Source organism: Nocardioides donggukensis (genome assembly GCF_014842875.1).
In the GTDB taxonomy this organism is placed as follows: domain Bacteria; phylum Actinomycetota; class Actinomycetes; order Propionibacteriales; family Nocardioidaceae; genus Nocardioides; species Nocardioides donggukensis.
Window position 1 is genome coordinate 1,293,091 of sequence record NZ_JACYXZ010000001.1, and the last position, 16,812, is coordinate 1,309,902.

Genomic DNA, 16,812 nt, shown 5'->3' on the forward strand with positions numbered 1-16,812 from the left:
GGCGACTCAGTTGGGGGACCAGCCGGTGCGCGCCACCTGGGTCGCGGGCAGCGAGGGGAGCGCGGTCATGGCGGAGATCTCGCCCCGCAGCAGCTCGCCGACCATCGCCAGCCGCACCGAGGCCGACTCGGCCTCCAGCAGCGCCTGCCGGTCCTGCAGCGTCAGCAGGCAGGTCGCGGCCAGGCTCCACGAGAGGTACGTCGCGTCGCGGGGCAGGTCGCCCTCGAGGACGCTGTCCCCGCGGATCTGGGAGAGCAGCGTGCGGTACTCCTCGAAGGTCAGCCGGGCCCGCTCGGAGATGCGGGGGTCCACGTGCTCCTCGGGGTCGGCGAGCACGTCGACCTGGCCGGCGAGGAACGGGCCGGAGGTCTCCAGCGCCTCGAGACGCAGGCGGCCGCGGCCGACCGCGACGATGTCGAAGGTGCCGTCGTCGTTGCGCTCGACGTCGGTGAGCTGGAGCAGGCACCCCACCCGGTGCACCGACTGGCCACCGCGCTCGCCCACCTCGTAGCCCTCCCGGATCGCGACCGAGCCGAACAGTCGCTCGGCCGGGTCCTCGATCCGCAGCAGCTCGTGGACCAGGGCCCGGTAGCGGTCCTCGAAGACGTGCAGCGGCACGCTGATGCCCGGGAACAGCACGGTGTTCAGCGGGAACATCGGCACGGTCTCGGTCACGCTCTCGAGCCTAGTCGTTCCCCGGGCCGGAACGGGGGAGTGCCGGTCCCGGCCGGGCACCTAGAATCGGGACCATGATCCGCCGCATCGACCTCCGCACCGACCCCGGCACCGACCCGGGGGGTCCCGCCGAGGGCGCCGTTCAGAGCGCCGTGCCGCGCGCCGAGTTCGACGTGGACGCCGCGGTCGAGGTGGTCCGGCCGATCTGCGAGGACGTCCGGGAGCGGGGCGAGCCGGCCGTGGCGGAGTACTCGGCCCGCTTCGACGGCGTCGAGCAGACCGACCTGGCGGTGCCGCGTGCGGCCCTGACCGAGGCCCTGGCCGCCCTCGACCCGGCCGTGCGGGCCGGGCTGGAGGAGTCGATCCGCCGGCTCCGGGCCACCTGTGCGGCCGAGCTCGAGTCGGACGTGGTCACCGACCTGGGCCCCGGCGCCCGGGTGACGCACCGGCTGGTGCCGATGCAGCGGGTCGGCCTCTACGTGCCCGGGGGGATCGCGCCCCTGGTCTCCTCGGTGCTGATGAACGTGGTCCCGGCCCAGGTGGCCGGCGTCGGGTCGATCGCGCTGACCTCGTCCCCGCAGAAGGCGCACGGCGGACTGCCGCACCCGACGATCCTCGCCGCCTGCGAGCTGCTCGGCGTGGAGGAGGTCTACGCGGTCGGGGGCGCCCAGGCGATCGCCATGTTCGCCTACGGCGCCGGGCCGTGCCGGCCGGTCGACCTGGTCACGGGCCCGGGCAACATCTACACGGTCGCGGCCAAGCGGCTCCTCAAGAGCGTGGTCGGCATCGACTCCGAGGCCGGGCCCACCGAGATCGCGATCCTGGCCGACGAGACCGCCGAGGCGTCGTTCGTGGCGGCCGACCTGATCAGCCAGTCCGAGCACGACCCGATGGCCGGCAGCGTGCTGGTCACCCCGTCGGAGCGGCTGGCCGAGGAGACCGAGGCCGAGCTGGACAAGCAGGTCTCCCTGACCCGGCACGCGGAGCGGATCCGCACCTCGCTCGGCGGCCGGCAGTCGGCGATCGTGCTCGTCGACGACCTGGAGCAGGGGCTGGAGGTGGTCAACGGCTACGCCGCCGAGCACCTCGAGATCCAGACCGCGGACCCGGAGCGGTGGGCGGCCCGGGTGCGCAATGCCGGCGCGGTCTTCGTGGGGCCGTTCACCCCGGTGTCGCTGGGCGACTACTGCGCCGGCTCCAACCACGTGCTGCCGACCGCGGGCTGCGCCTGCCACTCCTCCGGCCTGTCGGTGCGCTCGTTCCTCAAGGCGGTGCACGTCGTCTCCTACACCCGCGAGGCGCTGGACGAGGTGGCGCACCACGTCGTCGCCCTGGCCGAGGCGGAGGACCTGCCCGGCCACGGGGCCGCGGTCCGCGCCCGGTTCGCCCCCACCGGCGCACCCGACGAGCCCACCGCATGAGCTGGCCTCCCCTGCGGGAGGAGCTGCGCGGGATCGCCCCCTACGGCGCTCCGCAGCTCGACGTGCCCGTCCAGCTGAACGTCAACGAGAACCCCTACGGCCCGTCGCCGCGGGTGGTCGCCGACATCGCGACGGCCGTCGCGGAGGCCGCCGGGACCCTGCACCGCTACCCGGACCGGGAGTTCACCGAGCTCCGGGCGGCGTTGGCCGACTACCTCGGTCACGACGTGTCGCCGGAGCAGGTGTGGGCCGCGAACGGGTCCAACGAGATCATGCTCCAGCTGCTCCAGGCGTTCGGTGGTCCCGGCCGCACCGCGCTGAGCTTCGCGCCGACGTACTCGATGTATCCCGAGTACGCCCGGGACGCGATGACCACGTGGGTCGCCGGTCGTCGCGAGAGCGACTTCTCGCTGGACCTCGACGCCGCCCGGGCGCTGGTCCGCGAGCACCGGCCCTCGGTGGTGCTGCTGCCGTCGCCGAACAACCCCACCGGCACCGCGCTGCCGGCGGAGGCGGTGACGGCGCTGTGCGAGGAGACCGGCGACGGGGTCGTGGTCGTCGACGAGGCGTACGGCGAGTTCCGCCGCGCCGGCACGCCGAGTGCGCTGGAGCTGCTGCCGCGACACCGGAACCTGGTCGTCACCCGCACGATGAGCAAGGCGTTCGCGCTGGCCGGGGCCCGGCTGGGGTACCTCGCCGCGGCGCCGGAGATCTGCGACGCGATCCGGGTGGTCCGACTGCCCTACCACCTCTCCGCGATCACCCAGGCCACGGCGCTGGCGGCGCTGCGGCACGCCCCGGAGCTGCTGGGCCGGGTCGAGGAGCTGCGCGGCCGCCGCGACGAGACCGTACGCTGGCTCCGCGAGCAGGGCCTCGAGGTGGCCGACAGCGACGCGAACTTCGTGTTGTTCGGCCGGTTCGCGGACCGGCACGCGGTGTGGCAGGGACTGGTGGACCGGGGCGTGCTGGTGCGCGAGACCGGTCCGGACGGATGGCTCCGGGTGTCGATCGGCACCGCGGAGGAGATGACGGCGTTCACCGACGCCCTCACCGAGGTCATGGAGGAGCAGCGATGAGCAGGCCGGAGCGACGGGCGAGCATCGACCGCGAGACCAAGGAGTCGAAGGTCCACGTCGAGGTCGACCTGGACGGCAGCGGCCGGGCGCAGGTCTCGACCGGCGTCGGCTTCTTCGACCACATGCTCGGCTCGTTCGCGCGGCACGCGCTGGTGGACCTCGTCGTGCACACCAACGGCGACACCCACATCGACGCCCACCACACGGTCGAGGACACCGCGATCGTGCTGGGTGAGGCGCTGCGCGAGGCGCTCGGCGACAAGCGCGGGATCCGCCGGTTCGGCGACGCCACGGTGCCGCTGGACGAGGCGCTGGTCCAGGCGGTCGTGGACGTCTCCGGCCGGCCGTACTGCGTGCACACCGGTGAGCCCGAGGGCCAGCAGTACGTCGTGCTCGGCGGCGACTACCTGGGCTCGCTGACCCGGCACGTCTTCGAGACGGTCGCCTTCCACGCCCACCTGGCGCTGCACGTGCGGGTGCTCGCGGGGCGCGAGCCGCACCACATCGTCGAGACCCAGTTCAAGGCCTTCGCCCGGGCGTTCCGGGACGCGGTCGCCCACGACCCCCGCGAGACCGGTGTGCCCTCGACCAAGGGCACCCTGTGACCGCTCGCCCCACGGTGGCGGTGCTCGACTACGGCTCGGGCAACCTGCGATCGGTCGTGCGCGCCGTCGAGCGGGCCGGCGCCGAGGTCGACCTCACGGCCGACCGGGGCACGGTGCTGGCCGCCGACGGCCTGGTCGTGCCGGGCGTGGGCGCCTTCGCGGCCTGCATGGCGGGCCTGCGCGCGGTGCACGGTCCCGAGCTGATCGGTCGCCGGCTCGCCGGCGGCCGCCCCGTGCTCGGGATCTGCGTCGGCATGCAGGTGCTCTTCGCCCGGGGGGTCGAGCACGGTGTCGCCTCGGACGGCTGCGACGAGTGGCCGGGCGTGGTCGAGCGGCTGCAGGCGCCGGTGGTGCCGCACATGGGCTGGAACACCCTCGAGGTGCCGGACGGCTCGTCGCTGTTCGCGGGGGTGGAGCAGGAGCGGTTCTACTTCGTGCACTCCTACGGGGTCCGGGAGTGGGAGCTGGTCACCAACGACCGGACCCGCGCGCCGCTGGTCACCTGGGCCGAGCACGGCGGCGACCGGTTCGTCGCGGCCGTCGAGAACGGGCCGCTCAGCGCCACCCAGTTCCACCCCGAGAAGTCCGGCGACGCCGGCGCCGCCCTGCTCCGCAACTGGGTCGGCTCCCTCCGCCCGTCGCCCGTGGCCGCCTCCCTAGGATCGTCGTCATGAGCGACCACCTCGAGCTGCTGCCCGCCGTCGACATCGCCGGGGGCCAGGCGGTCCAGCTCGTGCAGGGGGTGGCCGGCTCCGAGAAGCGCTTCGGCGACCCGGTCGAGGCGGCGCTGCGCTGGCAGTCGGCCGGCGCCGAGTGGATCCACCTGGTCGACCTCGACGCCGCCTTCGGGCGGGGCCACAACCGGGAGCTCCAGGCGCGGATCGTCGGCACCCTCGACATCGCCGTGGAGATGAGCGGCGGGATCCGCGACGACGAGTCGCTCGCGGCGGCCATGGCGACCGGGTGCCGCCGGGTCAACATCGGCACCGCGGCCCTCGAGCAGCCCGAGTGGTGCGCGGCCGCGATCGCGGAGCACGGCGACCGGGTCGCGGTGGGCCTCGACGTCCGCGGGCGGACCCTCGCGGCCCGGGGCTGGACCCGCGAGGGCGGCGACCTGTACGACGTCCTGTCCCGGCTGGACTCCGAGGGCTGTGCCCGCTACGTGGTCACCGACGTCAACAAGGACGGCATGCTCCAGGGCCCGAACCTCGAGCTGCTCCGCGACGTCTGCGCCGCCACCGACCGGCCCGTGGTCGCCTCGGGCGGGATCACCGAGCTGGCCGACCTGGCGGCCCTGCAGGGGCTGCTCGAGGACGGCGTGGAGGGCGCGATCGTCGGCACCGCGCTCTATGAGGGCCGGTTCACCCTCGAGGAGGCGCTGGCGCTCACCGGGGTGCGGCCGTGAGCCTCGCCGTCCGTGTGATCCCGTGCCTGGACGTCGACGCCGGCCGGGTGGTCAAGGGGGTCAACTTCACGGGCCTGCGCGACGCCGGCGACCCGGTGGAGCTGGCCCGGACCTACGACGCGGAGGGCGCCGACGAGCTGACCTTCCTCGACATCTCCGCCTCCCACGAGGGCCGCGCCACGACGATGGAGATCGTCTCGCGGACCGCGGAGGAGGTGTTCATCCCGCTGACCGTCGGCGGGGGAGTCGGGTCCGTGGAGGACGTCGACCGGCTGCTGCGGGCGGGAGCCGACAAGATCGCCGTCAACACCGCGGCGATCCGTCGCCCCGAGCTGGTGGCGGAGATCGCCGACCGGTTCGGCAACCAGGTGCTGGTGCTGTCGGTGGACGCGCGCCGGGCCCCGGGCACCGACTCGGGCTTCGAGGTGACCACGCACGGCGGCCGGCGGTCGGCCGGCATCGACGCGGTGGCCTGGGCGGCCCGGGCGGCCGACCTCGGTGCCGGCGAGATCCTGCTCAACGCGATGGACGCCGACGGCACCCGGGACGGGTTCGACCTGGCGCTGATCCGCCAGGTCCGCGCCGCCGTGAGCATCCCGGTCATCGCCTCGGGCGGGGCCGGGGCGCCCGAGCACTTCCCGGCCGCCGTGGACGTCGGCGCCGACGCGGTCCTGGCGGCCTCGGTGTTCCACTTCGGCACCCTCACCGTCGGCCAGGTCAAGGAGTCCCTGGCGGCGGCCGGCCACCCGGTGCGCTGACCGGCGCCCGCGCCCTCAGCCGACCAGTCGGCCGACGTGGTCGACGAGCAGGTCGGCCCGCTCACGGGTCCGGTCGGCGGCGAACCGCGCCGCCTCGGCACGGGCCCAGGCCTCCCAGTGCGGCGCGAACGACTCCCCGTCCCGGTCCAGTCCGCGCCGCATCCGCAGGTCGTGGGCGGCGTCGACGAAGACCAGCGTGCTGACCAGGTCGGCGTACGCCGCGGCGCCGGCGCCGACGCCCTCGAGGACCAGCAGCGGGGCCGGGGCGACCCGGTGCCGCTCGGCGTACGCCCCGGCGTGCCAGTCGTAGCGGCGGTAGCTCCCCGGCTCGCCGACCGACAGCGGGCGCAGCAGCCCGTCGAGCTGGGCCTCGACGCGGGCCAGGCCGTCCCAGCCCTCGTAGAGGTCGTCCATGTGCACGAGCGTCGCCCGGCCGGCCGCGGCGACGGCCACGGCCAGCGTGGTCTTGCCCGACCCGGCCGGCCCGTCGACGCAGACCAGCCGGCCGGCCCCCAGGGTGGGCGGCCCGGCCTCCGCGTGCGCGAGGACCGCCGCGACGGTCCGGTCCATCAGAAGGCGTGCCCGGTGCCGCGGTAGGTGGGGACCGACTCGACGATCCGGTCGCCGGCCAGGAGGTGCACCTCGGTGCCGTGCTCGAACAGCTCCCCGGCCTTGGCGTGCCGGAACCACACCAGGTCCCCGACCGCCAGCGTCGAGGCAGGGTGGCCGGTCAGCGGCGTCTGCACCTCGCCGGCGCCCTCGAGCGAGGTCAGCCGCAGGCCCGGCGGCGCCCACGGCACCGGGGCCCGGTCGTCCCCGACCGGCCCGGAGGCGATGAGGCCGCCGCCCGCGACGGTCACCGTCGTCGGGTTCGGTCGCCGCACCACCGGGACGGCGAAGTACGCCGCGGGTCGCGGCTCGAAGGACCGGTAGTGGTCGAAGAGCCCCGGGACGAGGAGGCCGGACCCGGCCGCCACCTCGGTCACGACCGGGTCCGCTGACGAGGTCTCGACCGAGCCGGAGCCGCCGGCGTTCCAGAACTCCAGCGGCCCCACCTCCGCGGCCAGGGCACGGGCCAGCGCCTCGCGGCGCGCCGACAGCTGGTCCACCGAGGCGGCCTTGAGCCGGCGCACCACCACGGACCGGGCGCGTTGGCCGGGCGGGTCGTCCGGCACCCCCGCGACCTGGCCCTCGTAGGTCATGACCCCGACCAGCCGGAACCCCGGGCGACGGCCGATCTCCCGGGCCAGCTCGACGACGGCGTCGACCTCCCTCAGCGGCGACCGCTTCGGGCCGACGTGCTGGGAGCCGATCGTGAGGCCCGCGTCGACGTCGATCGCGACCCGGACCGAGACCGCCTTCGACGAGCGCACCGAGTCGACGACGTCGAGGTGCTCGACGCCGTCGACCATGAGTGTGACGACCGCGGCCGCCGACGGCGAGGCCACCAGCCGGGCGAGCGCGGCACGGTCGACGCTGGGGTAGCCGAGCACCACGTCGTCGCTGATGCCGTGCTCGTGCAGCCAAAGCGCCTCGCGCAGCGAGTAGGACAGGACGCCGGCGAAGCCGGGCCGGGCGAGCGCCCGGGCGAGCAGGGCGGGCACCCGCAGGGACTTCGACGCCACCCGCAGCGGCGTGCCGCCCGCCCGGCGGGCGAGGTCCGCGGCGTTCGCGTCGAAGGCGTCGAGGTCGACCAGGAGCAGGGGGGTCCGCGGATCGGGGAGGTCGGCGACGGCGGCGTCCAGTCGGGAGCGCAGGCGGTGGCGCTCCACGAAGTCGACCATCAGGTGATGCCGCGCTTCTTCAGGATCGCCTCGATGTCGGCCATGTCGTCGCCGATCGCCGGCTCGCCGCGCCGGGCCGCGGGCAGCTCTCCGGAGCGCTCGGCCCTCCGGCCCCGGCCGACCCGCCTGCCCTCGGAGCCGGCCTCGGAGCCGCCCTCGGGCAGGGCCCCCGAGGACCGTCTGGCCGCGAAGCCGGTCAGCACGAACAGCAGCACCGAGACCCCGAACAGGGACACCCCCAGCCACACCACCGGGCTGAAGACCAGGCTGGTCGCCCAGTCCAGCACCGCGTCGGTGATCCGGGTGAACATCCGCAGCGTCCCGGTGAGCAGGGCCGCCAGCGGGAGCAGCGTGATCGCCAGCCCGCGCAGGCCGGACAGCGTCCCGCGGCGGCGGAACGCGTGCACCGTCCACGCCGCGCCCGCGCCGGTCAGCGCCAGCGTCAGGGCCAACCAGGTCACGTCGTCCATGCCTCAAGCCTGACACATCGGGCCCGCCCCCGGGGCCGGCTGCGAGGCCCGATTCCCTAGGCTGGTGGTGATGAACGATCCAGATCGCTTCGCCGGTGCCCGCCTCCAGGAGGCGCGGTTCCCCGGCGACGTCGGCGAGCGGGCGCCGGAGGTGGCCGCGGCATTGGCCGCCGCCCGCTCCGGCACCGCCGGCCGGGCGGTCGCCCTGGCGGCGCTGCAGCGCTCCCGGCTGCTGGTGCCGGTCGTCGCGGTCGCCGACGAGGTCGAGTACGACGAGCGCGGCCTGGCCCATGACAAGTCCAGCGACATGGCCGCGGTGCTGATGCGCGGCCGGGACGGCCGGCTGGCCCTGCTGGCGTTCACCGGCACCGAGCCGCTCGCCGCCTGGAACGCCGAGGCCCGCCCGGTCGCGGTGACCGCCCGGGACGCGGCCCGGTCCGCGGTGCAGGACGACGCCGCGGCGCTGCTGGTCGACGTGGCCGGCCCCGACCCGTTCGTCGTCGAGGGGCAGGACCTCACCGGGCTGGCCGGCGACTGGACGCTGGCCGAGGTGGACGGGCGGCCGGCCTGGCTCGCGCCCGGGTGAGCGGCCCCGGTCCGGTCGGCGGCAGCAAGGGAGGCAGCAATTTGGGGGCACCGGCCCGCTCGCGGTAGTGTGTCCCTCGACCGATCCGTGCTGTCCGTGCCCGCAGGGGCAGGACGGATCCGACAAGCGGAGGCGAAGGCTTCCCACCCGCACCGACCGCAAGGTCGTCGGGTCCGGTCACGCAGGCCCGCAGCACCCGGCGTACGCCGTGGGGCGGCAGGTCGGCGAGAGGACGTGAACCACGTCCGGAGACTGGCTTCCGCTTGCCGAGCGGAAGCCTTTTCGTCTCTTGTAGGAGGACACATCAGCACAGAGCTGCGCATCAACGACCGGATCCGGGTGCCCGAGGTCCGGCTCGTGGGCCCCAATGGCGAGACCGTGGGCATCGTCCCCACCGACCAGGCACTCAAGCTGGCCCAGGAGGCCGACCTGGACCTGGTCGAAGTGGCTCCGACGGCGCGTCCGCCCGTCTGCAAGCTCATGGACTACGGGAAGTTCAAGTACGAGAACGCCCAGAAGGCCCGTGAGGCACGGCGGAACCAGACGAACGTGATCATCAAGGAGATGAAGCTTCGTCCCAAGATCGACCAGCACGACTACGAGACGAAGAAGGGCCACGTCGTCCGGTTCCTCAAGGCCGGTGACAAGGTGAAGATCACGATCATGTTCCGCGGTCGTGAGCAGCACCGCCCCGAGCTCGGCTTCCGACTGCTGCAGAAGCTGGCCGAGGACGTCGACGAGCTGGGCTTCGTCGAGAGCTCGCCCAAGCAGGACGGCCGCAACATGGTCATGGTCCTGGGGCCGCACAAGAAGAAGGCCGAGGCCAAGGCCGAGGTCAAGGCGGCCAAGGAGAGCCGGGCTGCCGAGCGTGCCGCGGAGGCCGCCGAGGAGCGTGCCGAGCGCACCGCGACCCCGCCGGCCGCCCAGAAGAAGGAGCGTCGCCGCTCCGAGAATCTCGACCCCGACATCGACCTGTGACTCGGGCCTGACCCGGACCTGCAACAGATAGAGAGCAAAGAGATGCCGAAGAACAAGACGCACTCCGGTGCCAAGAAGCGTTTCCGGGTGACCGGATCGGGCAAGATCCGCCGCGAGAAGGCCGGTCTGCGCCACAACCTGGAGAAGAAGCCCTCGAAGATGACCCGCCGCATGTCGGGCACCACCGAGGTGGCCAAGGCCGACGTCAAGCGCGCCAAGAAGCTTCTGGGTCTCTGAACCCGATCCGTCCTTCCCCTGAACTTTTCTAGCACCAAGGAGTTAGCCACGTGGCACGCGTCAAGAGGGCAGTGAACGCCCAGAAGAAGCGTCGGGTCGTCCTCGAGCGGGCGAGCGGGTACCGCGGCCAGCGGTCCCGGCTCTACCGCAAGGCCAAGGAGCAGGTCACCCACTCGCTGGTCTACAGCTACAACGACCGCCGCAAGAAGAAGGGCGAGTTCCGCAAGCTCTGGATCCAGCGGATCAACGCCGCCGCCCGGTCGCACGGCATGACCTACAACCGCTTCGTCCAGGGCCTCAAGGCCGCCGGCGTCGAGGTGGACCGCAAGATCCTCGCCGACCTGGCCGTCAACGACGCCCCGGCGTTCGCCGCGCTGGTCGAGACCGCCAAGTCCGCCCTCCCCGAGGACGTCAACGCGCCTCGCGAAGAGGCGTCTGCCTGATCACGTGGCGAGCTTCCGCGCCGATCCGATGCCGCTCTCGAGCGGGAACACCCGGGTCAAGAACGCGCGGAAGCTCGCCCGTCGCTCGTCCCGGGCCGAGCGACGGCAGTTCCTCGCCGACGGCCCGAAGGCGGTCGAGGGGGCCGTCGGGCTCCCCGGCTGCGTGGTCGAGGTCTTCGCCACCGTCGAGGCGACCACCCGGTACGCCGCGCTGGCGGCCGCCGCCGAGGCGGAGTCGGCCGTCTGGACGCTGGTCGAGGACCGGGCCCTGGCCTCGCTCAGCGACGCGGTCACCCCGGCGGGTGTGGTCGCGCTGTGCCGGTTCGTCGACCGCCCCCTTCCGCACGTCCTGGACGGCGACCCGCGGCTGGTCGCCGTGTGCGCCGACGTCCGGGACCCCGGCAACGCTGGCACCGTGATCCGGACCGCGGACGCCGCCGGTGCCGACGCCGTCGTCCTGACCGGCAGCTCGGTCGACGCCTACAACCCGAAGACGGTGCGCGCCACCGTGGGCAGCCTCTTCCACCTCCCCCTGGCCCTGGTGGACGAGCCGGCGGCCGGGGTCGCCGCCGCCCGGTCGGCCGGGCTCCAGGTGCTGGCCGCGGACGGGTCGGGGGAGACCGACCTGGACGAGGCGGACGGGTCCGGACTGCTCGAGGCGCCCACGGCCTGGCTCTTCGGCAACGAGGCCTGGGGTCTGCCGGCCGAGCTGGCCGCCCTGGCCGACCACCGGGTCCGGATCCCGATCCACGGGCGCGCGGAGAGCCTCAACCTCTCCACCGCCGCCGCGATCTGCCTCTACTCCTCCGCGCGGTCGCACCGCCGGACGAGGTGAGCGTCGGCTAGATTGCGCACCGTGACGCTCTCGGTCCAGGACGCCCTCGACGCGCTGCCGGACGGAGCCCTGGTGGCCGGGCCGGACGGCGTCGTCCTGCTCGTCAACCAGCTGGCCGCGACGATGCTCGGCGTACCGCCCCAGGACCTCCTCGGCGGGACCCTCGACGAGGTGCTGACGCTGCAGGACCAGGACGGCAACAAGTGGTGCCACAGCAACCAGCCGTACGGTGGCCTGTCGACGCGGACCGGGGTCCCCGAGCAGTCCTGGCTGCTGCCCAGCGGCACCGAGGTGCTGGTCGCCGCGCGCATCCAGCGGGCGACCCTGGACGGTCCGGTGACCCAGGTGGCGGTCAGCCTCCGGTCCGGCCGCTGGCGGGCCCGGCTGGACCGGGACCGGTCCGACCTGGTCGCGACCGTCGCCCACGAGCTGCGCTCGCCCCTGACCGGGGTGAAGGGCTTCGTGCAGGCCCTGCTGAACCGGTGGGAGAAGCTCACCGACGAGCAGAAGAAGCTGATGCTCACCACCGTCAACGCCGACTCCGACCGCCTGGCCCGGCTGATCGCCGAGCTGCTCGACGTCGCCCGGATCGACACCGGCCGGCTCTCGATGTACCCGCGTCCCAGTGACGTCGAGACGCTGACGCGTCGGGTCGTCGACTCGGTCTCGGCCGGCACCTCGCGCAGCATCGAGCTGATCGTGGACGGCGAGCTGCCCGAGGTGAGCGTCGACCCCGACAAGTTCACCCAGGTGGTGACGAACCTGGTCGAGAACGGCGTCCGGCACGGCGAGGGCACGGTCCGGGTGCGGGCCGGCGCGCTTCCCGACGACGCCGAGTTCGCGGGGGTGCGGATGACCGTGGACGACGAGGGGGAGGGGATCGCCCCCGAGATCCGGCGCCGGGTGTTCACGAAGTTCTGGAAGCACGGGCAGCGGGGCGGCTCCGGGCTGGGGATGTACATCGTCAACGGCCTGGTCCGCGCCCACGGCGGGACGCTCGAGATCTCCGACGCACCCGACGGCGGGGCCCGGATCGAGATCGCCTGGCCCACCGAGGACCGGCGCCCCGCGTAGGGCCCGAGGGCGAGGGCGCACGCCGTCGGAACCCGGTCGCAGGCCGGCTCGCCGGGTTCCTAGACTGGGCGCGCATCCTCCCGCGACGAAAGGCAGCCATGTCCGGCCCGAACAGCGATTACGACCCCGTCGAGGTGACGCCGCTGCGCGCCGACGAGGTCGAGGCGATGCGGGACGCCGCGCTGGCCGCGATCGAGGCCGCCGCAGACCTCGAGGCTCTGAAGCAGGCCCGGCTCGACCACGCGGGGGACCGCTCGCCGCTGGCCCTGGCGAACCGTGAGATCGGCGCCCTGCCGCCGCAGGCCCGCAAGGAGGCCGGCAAGCGGGTCGGCCAGGCCCGCGGGGCGGTCAACCAGGCGCTGGCCGCCAGGCTGGCCGTGCTCGAGGCCGAGCACGAGGAGCGGATGCTCGCCGAGGAGCGGGTCGACGTCACGCTGCCCACCGACCGCCGCCCGCGCGGGGCCCGGCACCCGATCACCACGATGTCCGAGCGGATCGCCGACGTCTTCGTGGCCATGGGCTGGGAGGTCGCCGAGGGGCCGCAGGTCGAGGCCGAGTGGCTGAACTTCGACGCGCTGAACCTCGGCCCGGACCACCCGGCGCGCACGATGCAGGACACCTTCTGGCTGGAGCCGGCCGAGGCGGCGCTGGTGCTGCGCACCCACACCTCGCCGGTGCAGGCCCGGACGATGCTGACCCGCGAGCCGCCGATCTACGTCGTCTGCCCCGGCCGGGTCTACCGCACCGACGAGATCGACGCGACCCACTCGCCGGTCTTCCACCAGGTCGAGGGCCTGGTGATCGACCGCGGCATCACGATGGCCCACCTGAAGGGGTCGCTGGACCACTTCGCCACGGCGATGTTCGGGGAGGGGATCACCACCCGCTTCCGGCCGTCGTACTTCCCGTTCACCGAGCCGTCGGCCGAGGTGGACCTGGTCTGCTTCGTGTGCCGCGGCACCGGCACCGCCGACGGCGGGGCGCAGAGCTGTCGCACCTGCCGCGGCGAGGGCTGGATCGAGTGGGGCGGCTGCGGGGTGGTGAACCCGCGCGTGCTGGTCGCCTGCGGCGTCGACCCGGAGACCTGGACCGGCTTCGCGTTCGGCATGGGGATCGACCGCACGCTGATGTTCCGGCACGGCGTGGAGGACATGCGCGACGTGTTCGAGGGCGACGTCCGGTTCGCCCAGCCCTTCGGAGTGGAGATCTGATGCGCGCCCCCGTTTCCTGGATCAAGGAGTACGTCGCCCTGCCGGACGACGTCACCACCGAGGAGCTGGCGCGACGGCTGACCATGCTCGGGCTCAAGCTGGAGTCGCTGACGTCGCCGGCCGACTCGATCACCGGCCCCCTGGTCGTCGGCCGGGTGCTCAGCGTCGAGGCGGAGACCCACAAGAACGGGAAGACCGTCAACTGGTGCACGGTCGACGTCGCCGACGCCAACGGCACGGGGGAGCCCCAGGGCATCGTCTGCGGGGCCCACAACTTCGCTGCGGGTGACCTGGTCGTGGTCTGCCTGCCCGGGGCGGTCCTGCCGGGGAACTTCGAGATCGCGGCCCGCAAGACCTACGGGCACGTCTCCGCCGGGATGATCTGCTCGGCCCGCGAGCTGGGCCTGGGCGAGGACCACGACGGCATCATCGTGCTCCCGTCCGACGCAGGGGAGCCCGGCGACGACGCGTTCGCGGTGCTCGACCTGCACGACGCCGTGATCGAGTTCGAGATCAACCCGGACCGGGCCTACGCCCTGTCGCTGCGCGGCATCGCCCGCGAGGCGGCGACCGCGTTCGACGTCCCGTTCTCCGACCCTGCCGAGCGGGACCTCCCGACGTACGGCGAGGGCCACCCGGTCGTCGTCGACGACCCGGAGGGCTGCCCGGTCTTCGTGGCCCGCACGGTCACCGGCTTCGACCCGACCGCGCCGACGCCGGACTGGATGGCGCGCCGGCTCACCCAGGCGGGGATGCGCCCGATCTCGCTCGGCGTGGACGTGTCGAACTACGTCATGCTCGAGCTCGGCCAGCCCAACCACGCCTACGACCGGGACCGCCTGTCCGGCCCGATCCGGGTGCGCCGGGCCGAGCCCGGGGAGCGGCTGACCACGCTCGACGGGGTCCGCCGCACGCTGACCGCGGAGGACCTGCTCATCGCCGACGACTCGGGGCCGATCGGCCTGGCCGGGGTCATGGGCGGGGAGCACACCGAGCTGACCGGGACCAGCACCGAGATCGTCGTCGAGGCCGCGCACTTCGACCCGGTGACGATCTTCCGTGGCCAGCGTCGGCACAAGCTGCCGTCGGAGGCGTCCAAGCGCTTCGAGCGAGGGGTCGACCCGGAGCTGCCCGCGCGGGCCGCCGACCGGGTCGCCGAGCTGCTCGTCCGACTCGGTGGCGGGAGCGCCGAGGGTCGGACCGTGGTGGGGGAGGCCCCGCCCCGACGCCGGATCGTCGCGGCCCTCGACCTGCCGGCCCGGATCACCGGCATCGAGATCACGGCCGAGACCACCGTCGAGCACCTGGAGCGGGTGGGCTGCGAGGTCACCGTCGAGGGTGACCGGCTGACGGCGGTCGTGCCGCCGTGGCGCCCCGACCTCACCGACCCCTACGACCTGGTCGAGGAGGTGGCCCGGGTCGTCGGCTACGACCGGGTGCCGTCGGTGCTGCCGACGGCTCCCGCCGGCCGTGGCCTCACCCCCGAGCAGAAGCTGCGCCGCCGGGTCGGACTGACCCTCGCCGGTGCCGGGTTCACCGAGACCGTCAGCTACCCGTTCGTGGGGGCGGCGGACTGGGCCGACCTCGGGCTCGCCGAGAGCGACGAGCGGCGCCGTACCCTGCGGATGGCGAACCCGCTCAACGCCGAGGAGCCCGAGCTCACCAGCACCCTGCTCCCGGGCGTGCTGCGCGCCCTGGGCCGCAACGTCGGCCGCGGTGCCTCCGACGTCGCCCTGTTCGAGAGCGGGCTGGTCTTCCTGCCCAGCGGTGAGGAGGCCGCCCCGATCCTCGGGGTCGAGGGCCGGCCGACCGCCGAGGAGTGGGCGGCCATCGAGAAGGCCGTGCCGTTCCAGCCCCTGCACCTGGCCGTGGCCCTCGCCGGTCGCCGGGAGCGAGCGGGCTGGTGGGGCGAGGGCCGCGCCGCGTCGTGGGCCGATGCGATCGACGCGGTGCGCGAGGTCGCCGAGGCGCTCGGGATCGAGATCGAGACCAGCGCGGCCTCCGTGGCGCCGTGGCACCCCGGCCGCTGCGCCGAGGTGCGGGTCGGCGGCCAGGTGCTGGGCCACGCCGGTGAGCTGCACCCCAAGGTGTGTGCCGCCTTCGGGCTGCCGGCTCGTTCCGCCGCCGCCGAGATCGACCTCGACGCCCTCCTGCAGCACGCGGTCACGGTCACGCCGGCCCCACGCTTCTCGACGTACCCGGTTGCGAAGGAGGACGTCGCCCTCGTGGTCGACGCCGAGGTGCAGGCGGCCGCGGTCGAGGCCGCGCTGCGTGAGGGCGCGGGCGAGCTGCTGGAGTCCGTGCGCCTCTTCGACGTGTACGTCGGCGACCAGGTCGGCGCGGGACGCAAGTCGCTCGCCTTCGCGCTGCGGTTCCGGGCACCCGACCGGACCCTCGGCGAGGGGGAGGCGGCCGCCGCCCGCGACGCCGCCGTGGCGCGGGCAGCCGAGCAGTGCGGGGCCGTCCAGCGCTGACCTGACGGTGGTCACGCGCCCCGGTGGTTGAGGAGCGAGCGCCAGCGAGCGTCTCGAAACCACCCCGCCCCGATGGTTAAGGAGCGAGCGCCAGCGAGCGTCTCGAAACCACCTCGCCTCGGTGGTTGCCCTTCGAGACGGCGCTGGCGCGCCTCCTCAGGAACCGGAGCGAGCGCCAGCGGTCCCTGGTGGTTGAGGAGCGAGCGCCAGCGAGCGTCTCGAAACCACCCGGCGACGGCCGCCGGCGCGGCGTGCAGAACGACGTGCAGCGATCGGTTGAGAGGGTCGCGATCCCCCTTGGAGGCAGGGTGCTGCACGTAGTCCTGCTTGGGCCCCTCGGTTCGGCACGGTCCCCAGGGCGCCTGTCGAACGAGCGACGTCCGGTGCCCGTCCTTCGCCCCGGTGGTTGAGGAGCGAGCGCCAGCGGTCCCCCGGTGGTTGAGGAGCGAGCGCAGCGAGCGTCTCGAAACCACTCCCTGACCACCGGTGGACATGCCTATGCCCCCACCCGATGCTGCCTGGGTGGGGTGTGGGGCGTGGTCCTCAATGCTCGGGCGGGGAACCGGCCACGGGAGCGTGCCGGTCGTCCACGGCGCCCACGGTCGGACCGTCGAACGAGACACCGTTGAGGTCGCTGGACCCGGTCGGGCCGTGGGTCGGGTCGGTGATGTCGAGGGTGCCGGTGCGGTCGCGTCGGAACCGCAGCCCGTGCGGGGAGGTCCACTCGAACACCCCCGGCCTCGGGGTGTGACAGCTCCAGGCGCCGTGGGTCTTGAGCCG

The 16,812-nt window shown here is 73.9% G+C and carries 18 protein-coding genes and 1 pseudogene; 14 read left to right on the top strand and 5 right to left on the bottom strand.

Annotated features, from left to right (window positions below):
- Positions 1-6: 6 nt before the first annotated feature.
- Positions 7-675 (bottom strand): LON peptidase substrate-binding domain-containing protein, encoded by a 669-nt coding sequence (locus IE331_RS06320; RefSeq protein ID WP_192141503.1) that lies wholly within the window; start codon positions 673-675, stop codon positions 7-9.
- Between the two features lie 74 nt (positions 676-749).
- Here IE331_RS06320 and hisD point away from each other — a divergent pair, with 74 nt between their 5' ends.
- The 6 genes from hisD to hisF are packed head-to-tail and all read left to right on the top strand — an operon-like array spanning position 750 to position 5,940.
- Positions 750-2,096 carry a histidinol dehydrogenase gene (hisD, locus tag IE331_RS06325; protein WP_192141505.1) on the top strand — a complete coding sequence of 449 codons (1,347 nt, stop codon included), beginning with the start codon at positions 750-752 and terminating at the stop codon, positions 2,094-2,096.
- The gene (locus tag IE331_RS06330; protein WP_192141507.1) at positions 2,093-3,172 is read left to right on the top strand and encodes a histidinol-phosphate transaminase; all 1,080 of its coding nucleotides are present in this window, start codon (positions 2,093-2,095) and stop codon (positions 3,170-3,172) included. The genes hisD and IE331_RS06330 overlap by 4 nt, the downstream gene beginning before the upstream one ends.
- The gene (gene hisB, locus IE331_RS06335) at positions 3,169-3,777 is read left to right on the top strand and encodes an imidazoleglycerol-phosphate dehydratase HisB (RefSeq protein WP_192141509.1); all 609 of its coding nucleotides are present in this window, start codon (positions 3,169-3,171) and stop codon (positions 3,775-3,777) included. The genes IE331_RS06330 and hisB overlap by 4 nt, the downstream gene beginning before the upstream one ends.
- Entirely contained in the window at positions 3,774-4,451 is a 678-nt protein-coding gene (gene hisH / locus IE331_RS06340) for an imidazole glycerol phosphate synthase subunit HisH (protein WP_192141511.1), read from the top strand. Before hisB ends, hisH begins: the two co-directional genes overlap by 4 nt.
- A complete protein-coding gene (priA, locus tag IE331_RS06345) occupies positions 4,448-5,182 on the top strand; it encodes a bifunctional 1-(5-phosphoribosyl)-5-((5-phosphoribosylamino)methylideneamino)imidazole-4-carboxamide isomerase/phosphoribosylanthranilate isomerase PriA (RefSeq protein WP_192141513.1) in 735 nt (244 codons plus the stop codon). Before hisH ends, priA begins: the two co-directional genes overlap by 4 nt.
- Positions 5,179-5,940 carry an imidazole glycerol phosphate synthase subunit HisF gene (gene hisF, locus IE331_RS06350; RefSeq protein WP_192141515.1) on the top strand — a complete coding sequence of 254 codons (762 nt, stop codon included), beginning with the start codon at positions 5,179-5,181 and terminating at the stop codon, positions 5,938-5,940. The genes priA and hisF overlap by 4 nt, the downstream gene beginning before the upstream one ends.
- A 15-nt stretch (positions 5,941-5,955) precedes the next feature.
- Here hisF and IE331_RS06355 read toward each other — a convergent pair whose 3' ends face one another.
- Genes IE331_RS06355 through IE331_RS06365 form a run of 3 tightly spaced genes read right to left on the bottom strand, consistent with a single transcriptional unit; the run spans position 5,956 to position 8,194 of the window.
- Positions 5,956-6,510 carry a uridine kinase family protein gene (locus IE331_RS06355; protein ID WP_192141517.1) on the bottom strand — a complete coding sequence of 185 codons (555 nt, stop codon included), beginning with the start codon at positions 6,508-6,510 and terminating at the stop codon, positions 5,956-5,958.
- Positions 6,510-7,712: an amino acid deaminase/aldolase gene (locus tag IE331_RS06360; RefSeq protein WP_318646775.1), complete on the bottom strand. Its 1,203-nt coding sequence runs from the start codon at positions 7,710-7,712 to the stop codon at positions 6,510-6,512. Before IE331_RS06360 ends, IE331_RS06355 begins: the two co-directional genes overlap by 1 nt.
- Positions 7,713-7,723: 11 nt before the next feature.
- The gene (locus IE331_RS06365) at positions 7,724-8,194 is read right to left on the bottom strand and encodes a cellulose synthase (protein ID WP_192141521.1); all 471 of its coding nucleotides are present in this window, start codon (positions 8,192-8,194) and stop codon (positions 7,724-7,726) included.
- 70 nt (positions 8,195-8,264) lie between these two features.
- Between IE331_RS06365 and IE331_RS06370 the strand changes: the two genes are divergently transcribed.
- The 8 genes from IE331_RS06370 (at position 8,265) to pheT (ending at position 16,032) form a co-directional block, all read left to right on the top strand.
- Complete coding sequence (locus IE331_RS06370; RefSeq protein WP_192141523.1) at positions 8,265-8,780, top strand: SseB family protein; 516 nt, start codon at positions 8,265-8,267, stop codon at positions 8,778-8,780.
- Positions 8,781-9,032: 252 nt separating this feature from the next.
- Entirely contained in the window at positions 9,033-9,758 is a 726-nt protein-coding gene (infC, locus tag IE331_RS06375; protein ID WP_225579652.1) for a translation initiation factor IF-3, read from the top strand.
- Between the two features lie 42 nt (positions 9,759-9,800).
- Positions 9,801-9,995 (top strand): 50S ribosomal protein L35, encoded by a 195-nt coding sequence (gene rpmI / locus IE331_RS06380; protein ID WP_192141527.1) that lies wholly within the window; start codon positions 9,801-9,803, stop codon positions 9,993-9,995.
- A 50-nt stretch (positions 9,996-10,045) separates the two neighbouring features.
- Entirely contained in the window at positions 10,046-10,438 is a 393-nt protein-coding gene (gene rplT / locus IE331_RS06385; protein ID WP_192141529.1) for a 50S ribosomal protein L20, read from the top strand.
- A gap of 4 nt (positions 10,439-10,442) precedes the next feature.
- Complete coding sequence (locus IE331_RS06390; RefSeq protein ID WP_318646776.1) at positions 10,443-11,273, top strand: TrmH family RNA methyltransferase; 831 nt, start codon at positions 10,443-10,445, stop codon at positions 11,271-11,273.
- A gap of 21 nt (positions 11,274-11,294) precedes the next feature.
- The gene (locus tag IE331_RS06395) at positions 11,295-12,347 is read left to right on the top strand and encodes a sensor histidine kinase (RefSeq protein ID WP_192141531.1); all 1,053 of its coding nucleotides are present in this window, start codon (positions 11,295-11,297) and stop codon (positions 12,345-12,347) included.
- Positions 12,348-12,445: 98 nt separating this feature from the next.
- The gene (gene pheS, locus IE331_RS06400; RefSeq protein ID WP_192141533.1) at positions 12,446-13,558 is read left to right on the top strand and encodes a phenylalanine--tRNA ligase subunit alpha; all 1,113 of its coding nucleotides are present in this window, start codon (positions 12,446-12,448) and stop codon (positions 13,556-13,558) included.
- Positions 13,558-16,032 (top strand): phenylalanine--tRNA ligase subunit beta, encoded by a 2,475-nt coding sequence (gene pheT / locus IE331_RS06405; protein WP_192141535.1) that lies wholly within the window; start codon positions 13,558-13,560, stop codon positions 16,030-16,032. Before pheS ends, pheT begins: the two co-directional genes overlap by 1 nt.
- A 543-nt stretch (positions 16,033-16,575) precedes the next feature.
- Here pheT and IE331_RS06410 read toward each other — a convergent pair.
- Positions 16,576-16,812, bottom strand: a pseudogene (locus IE331_RS06410) (hypothetical protein); the annotation flags it as partial.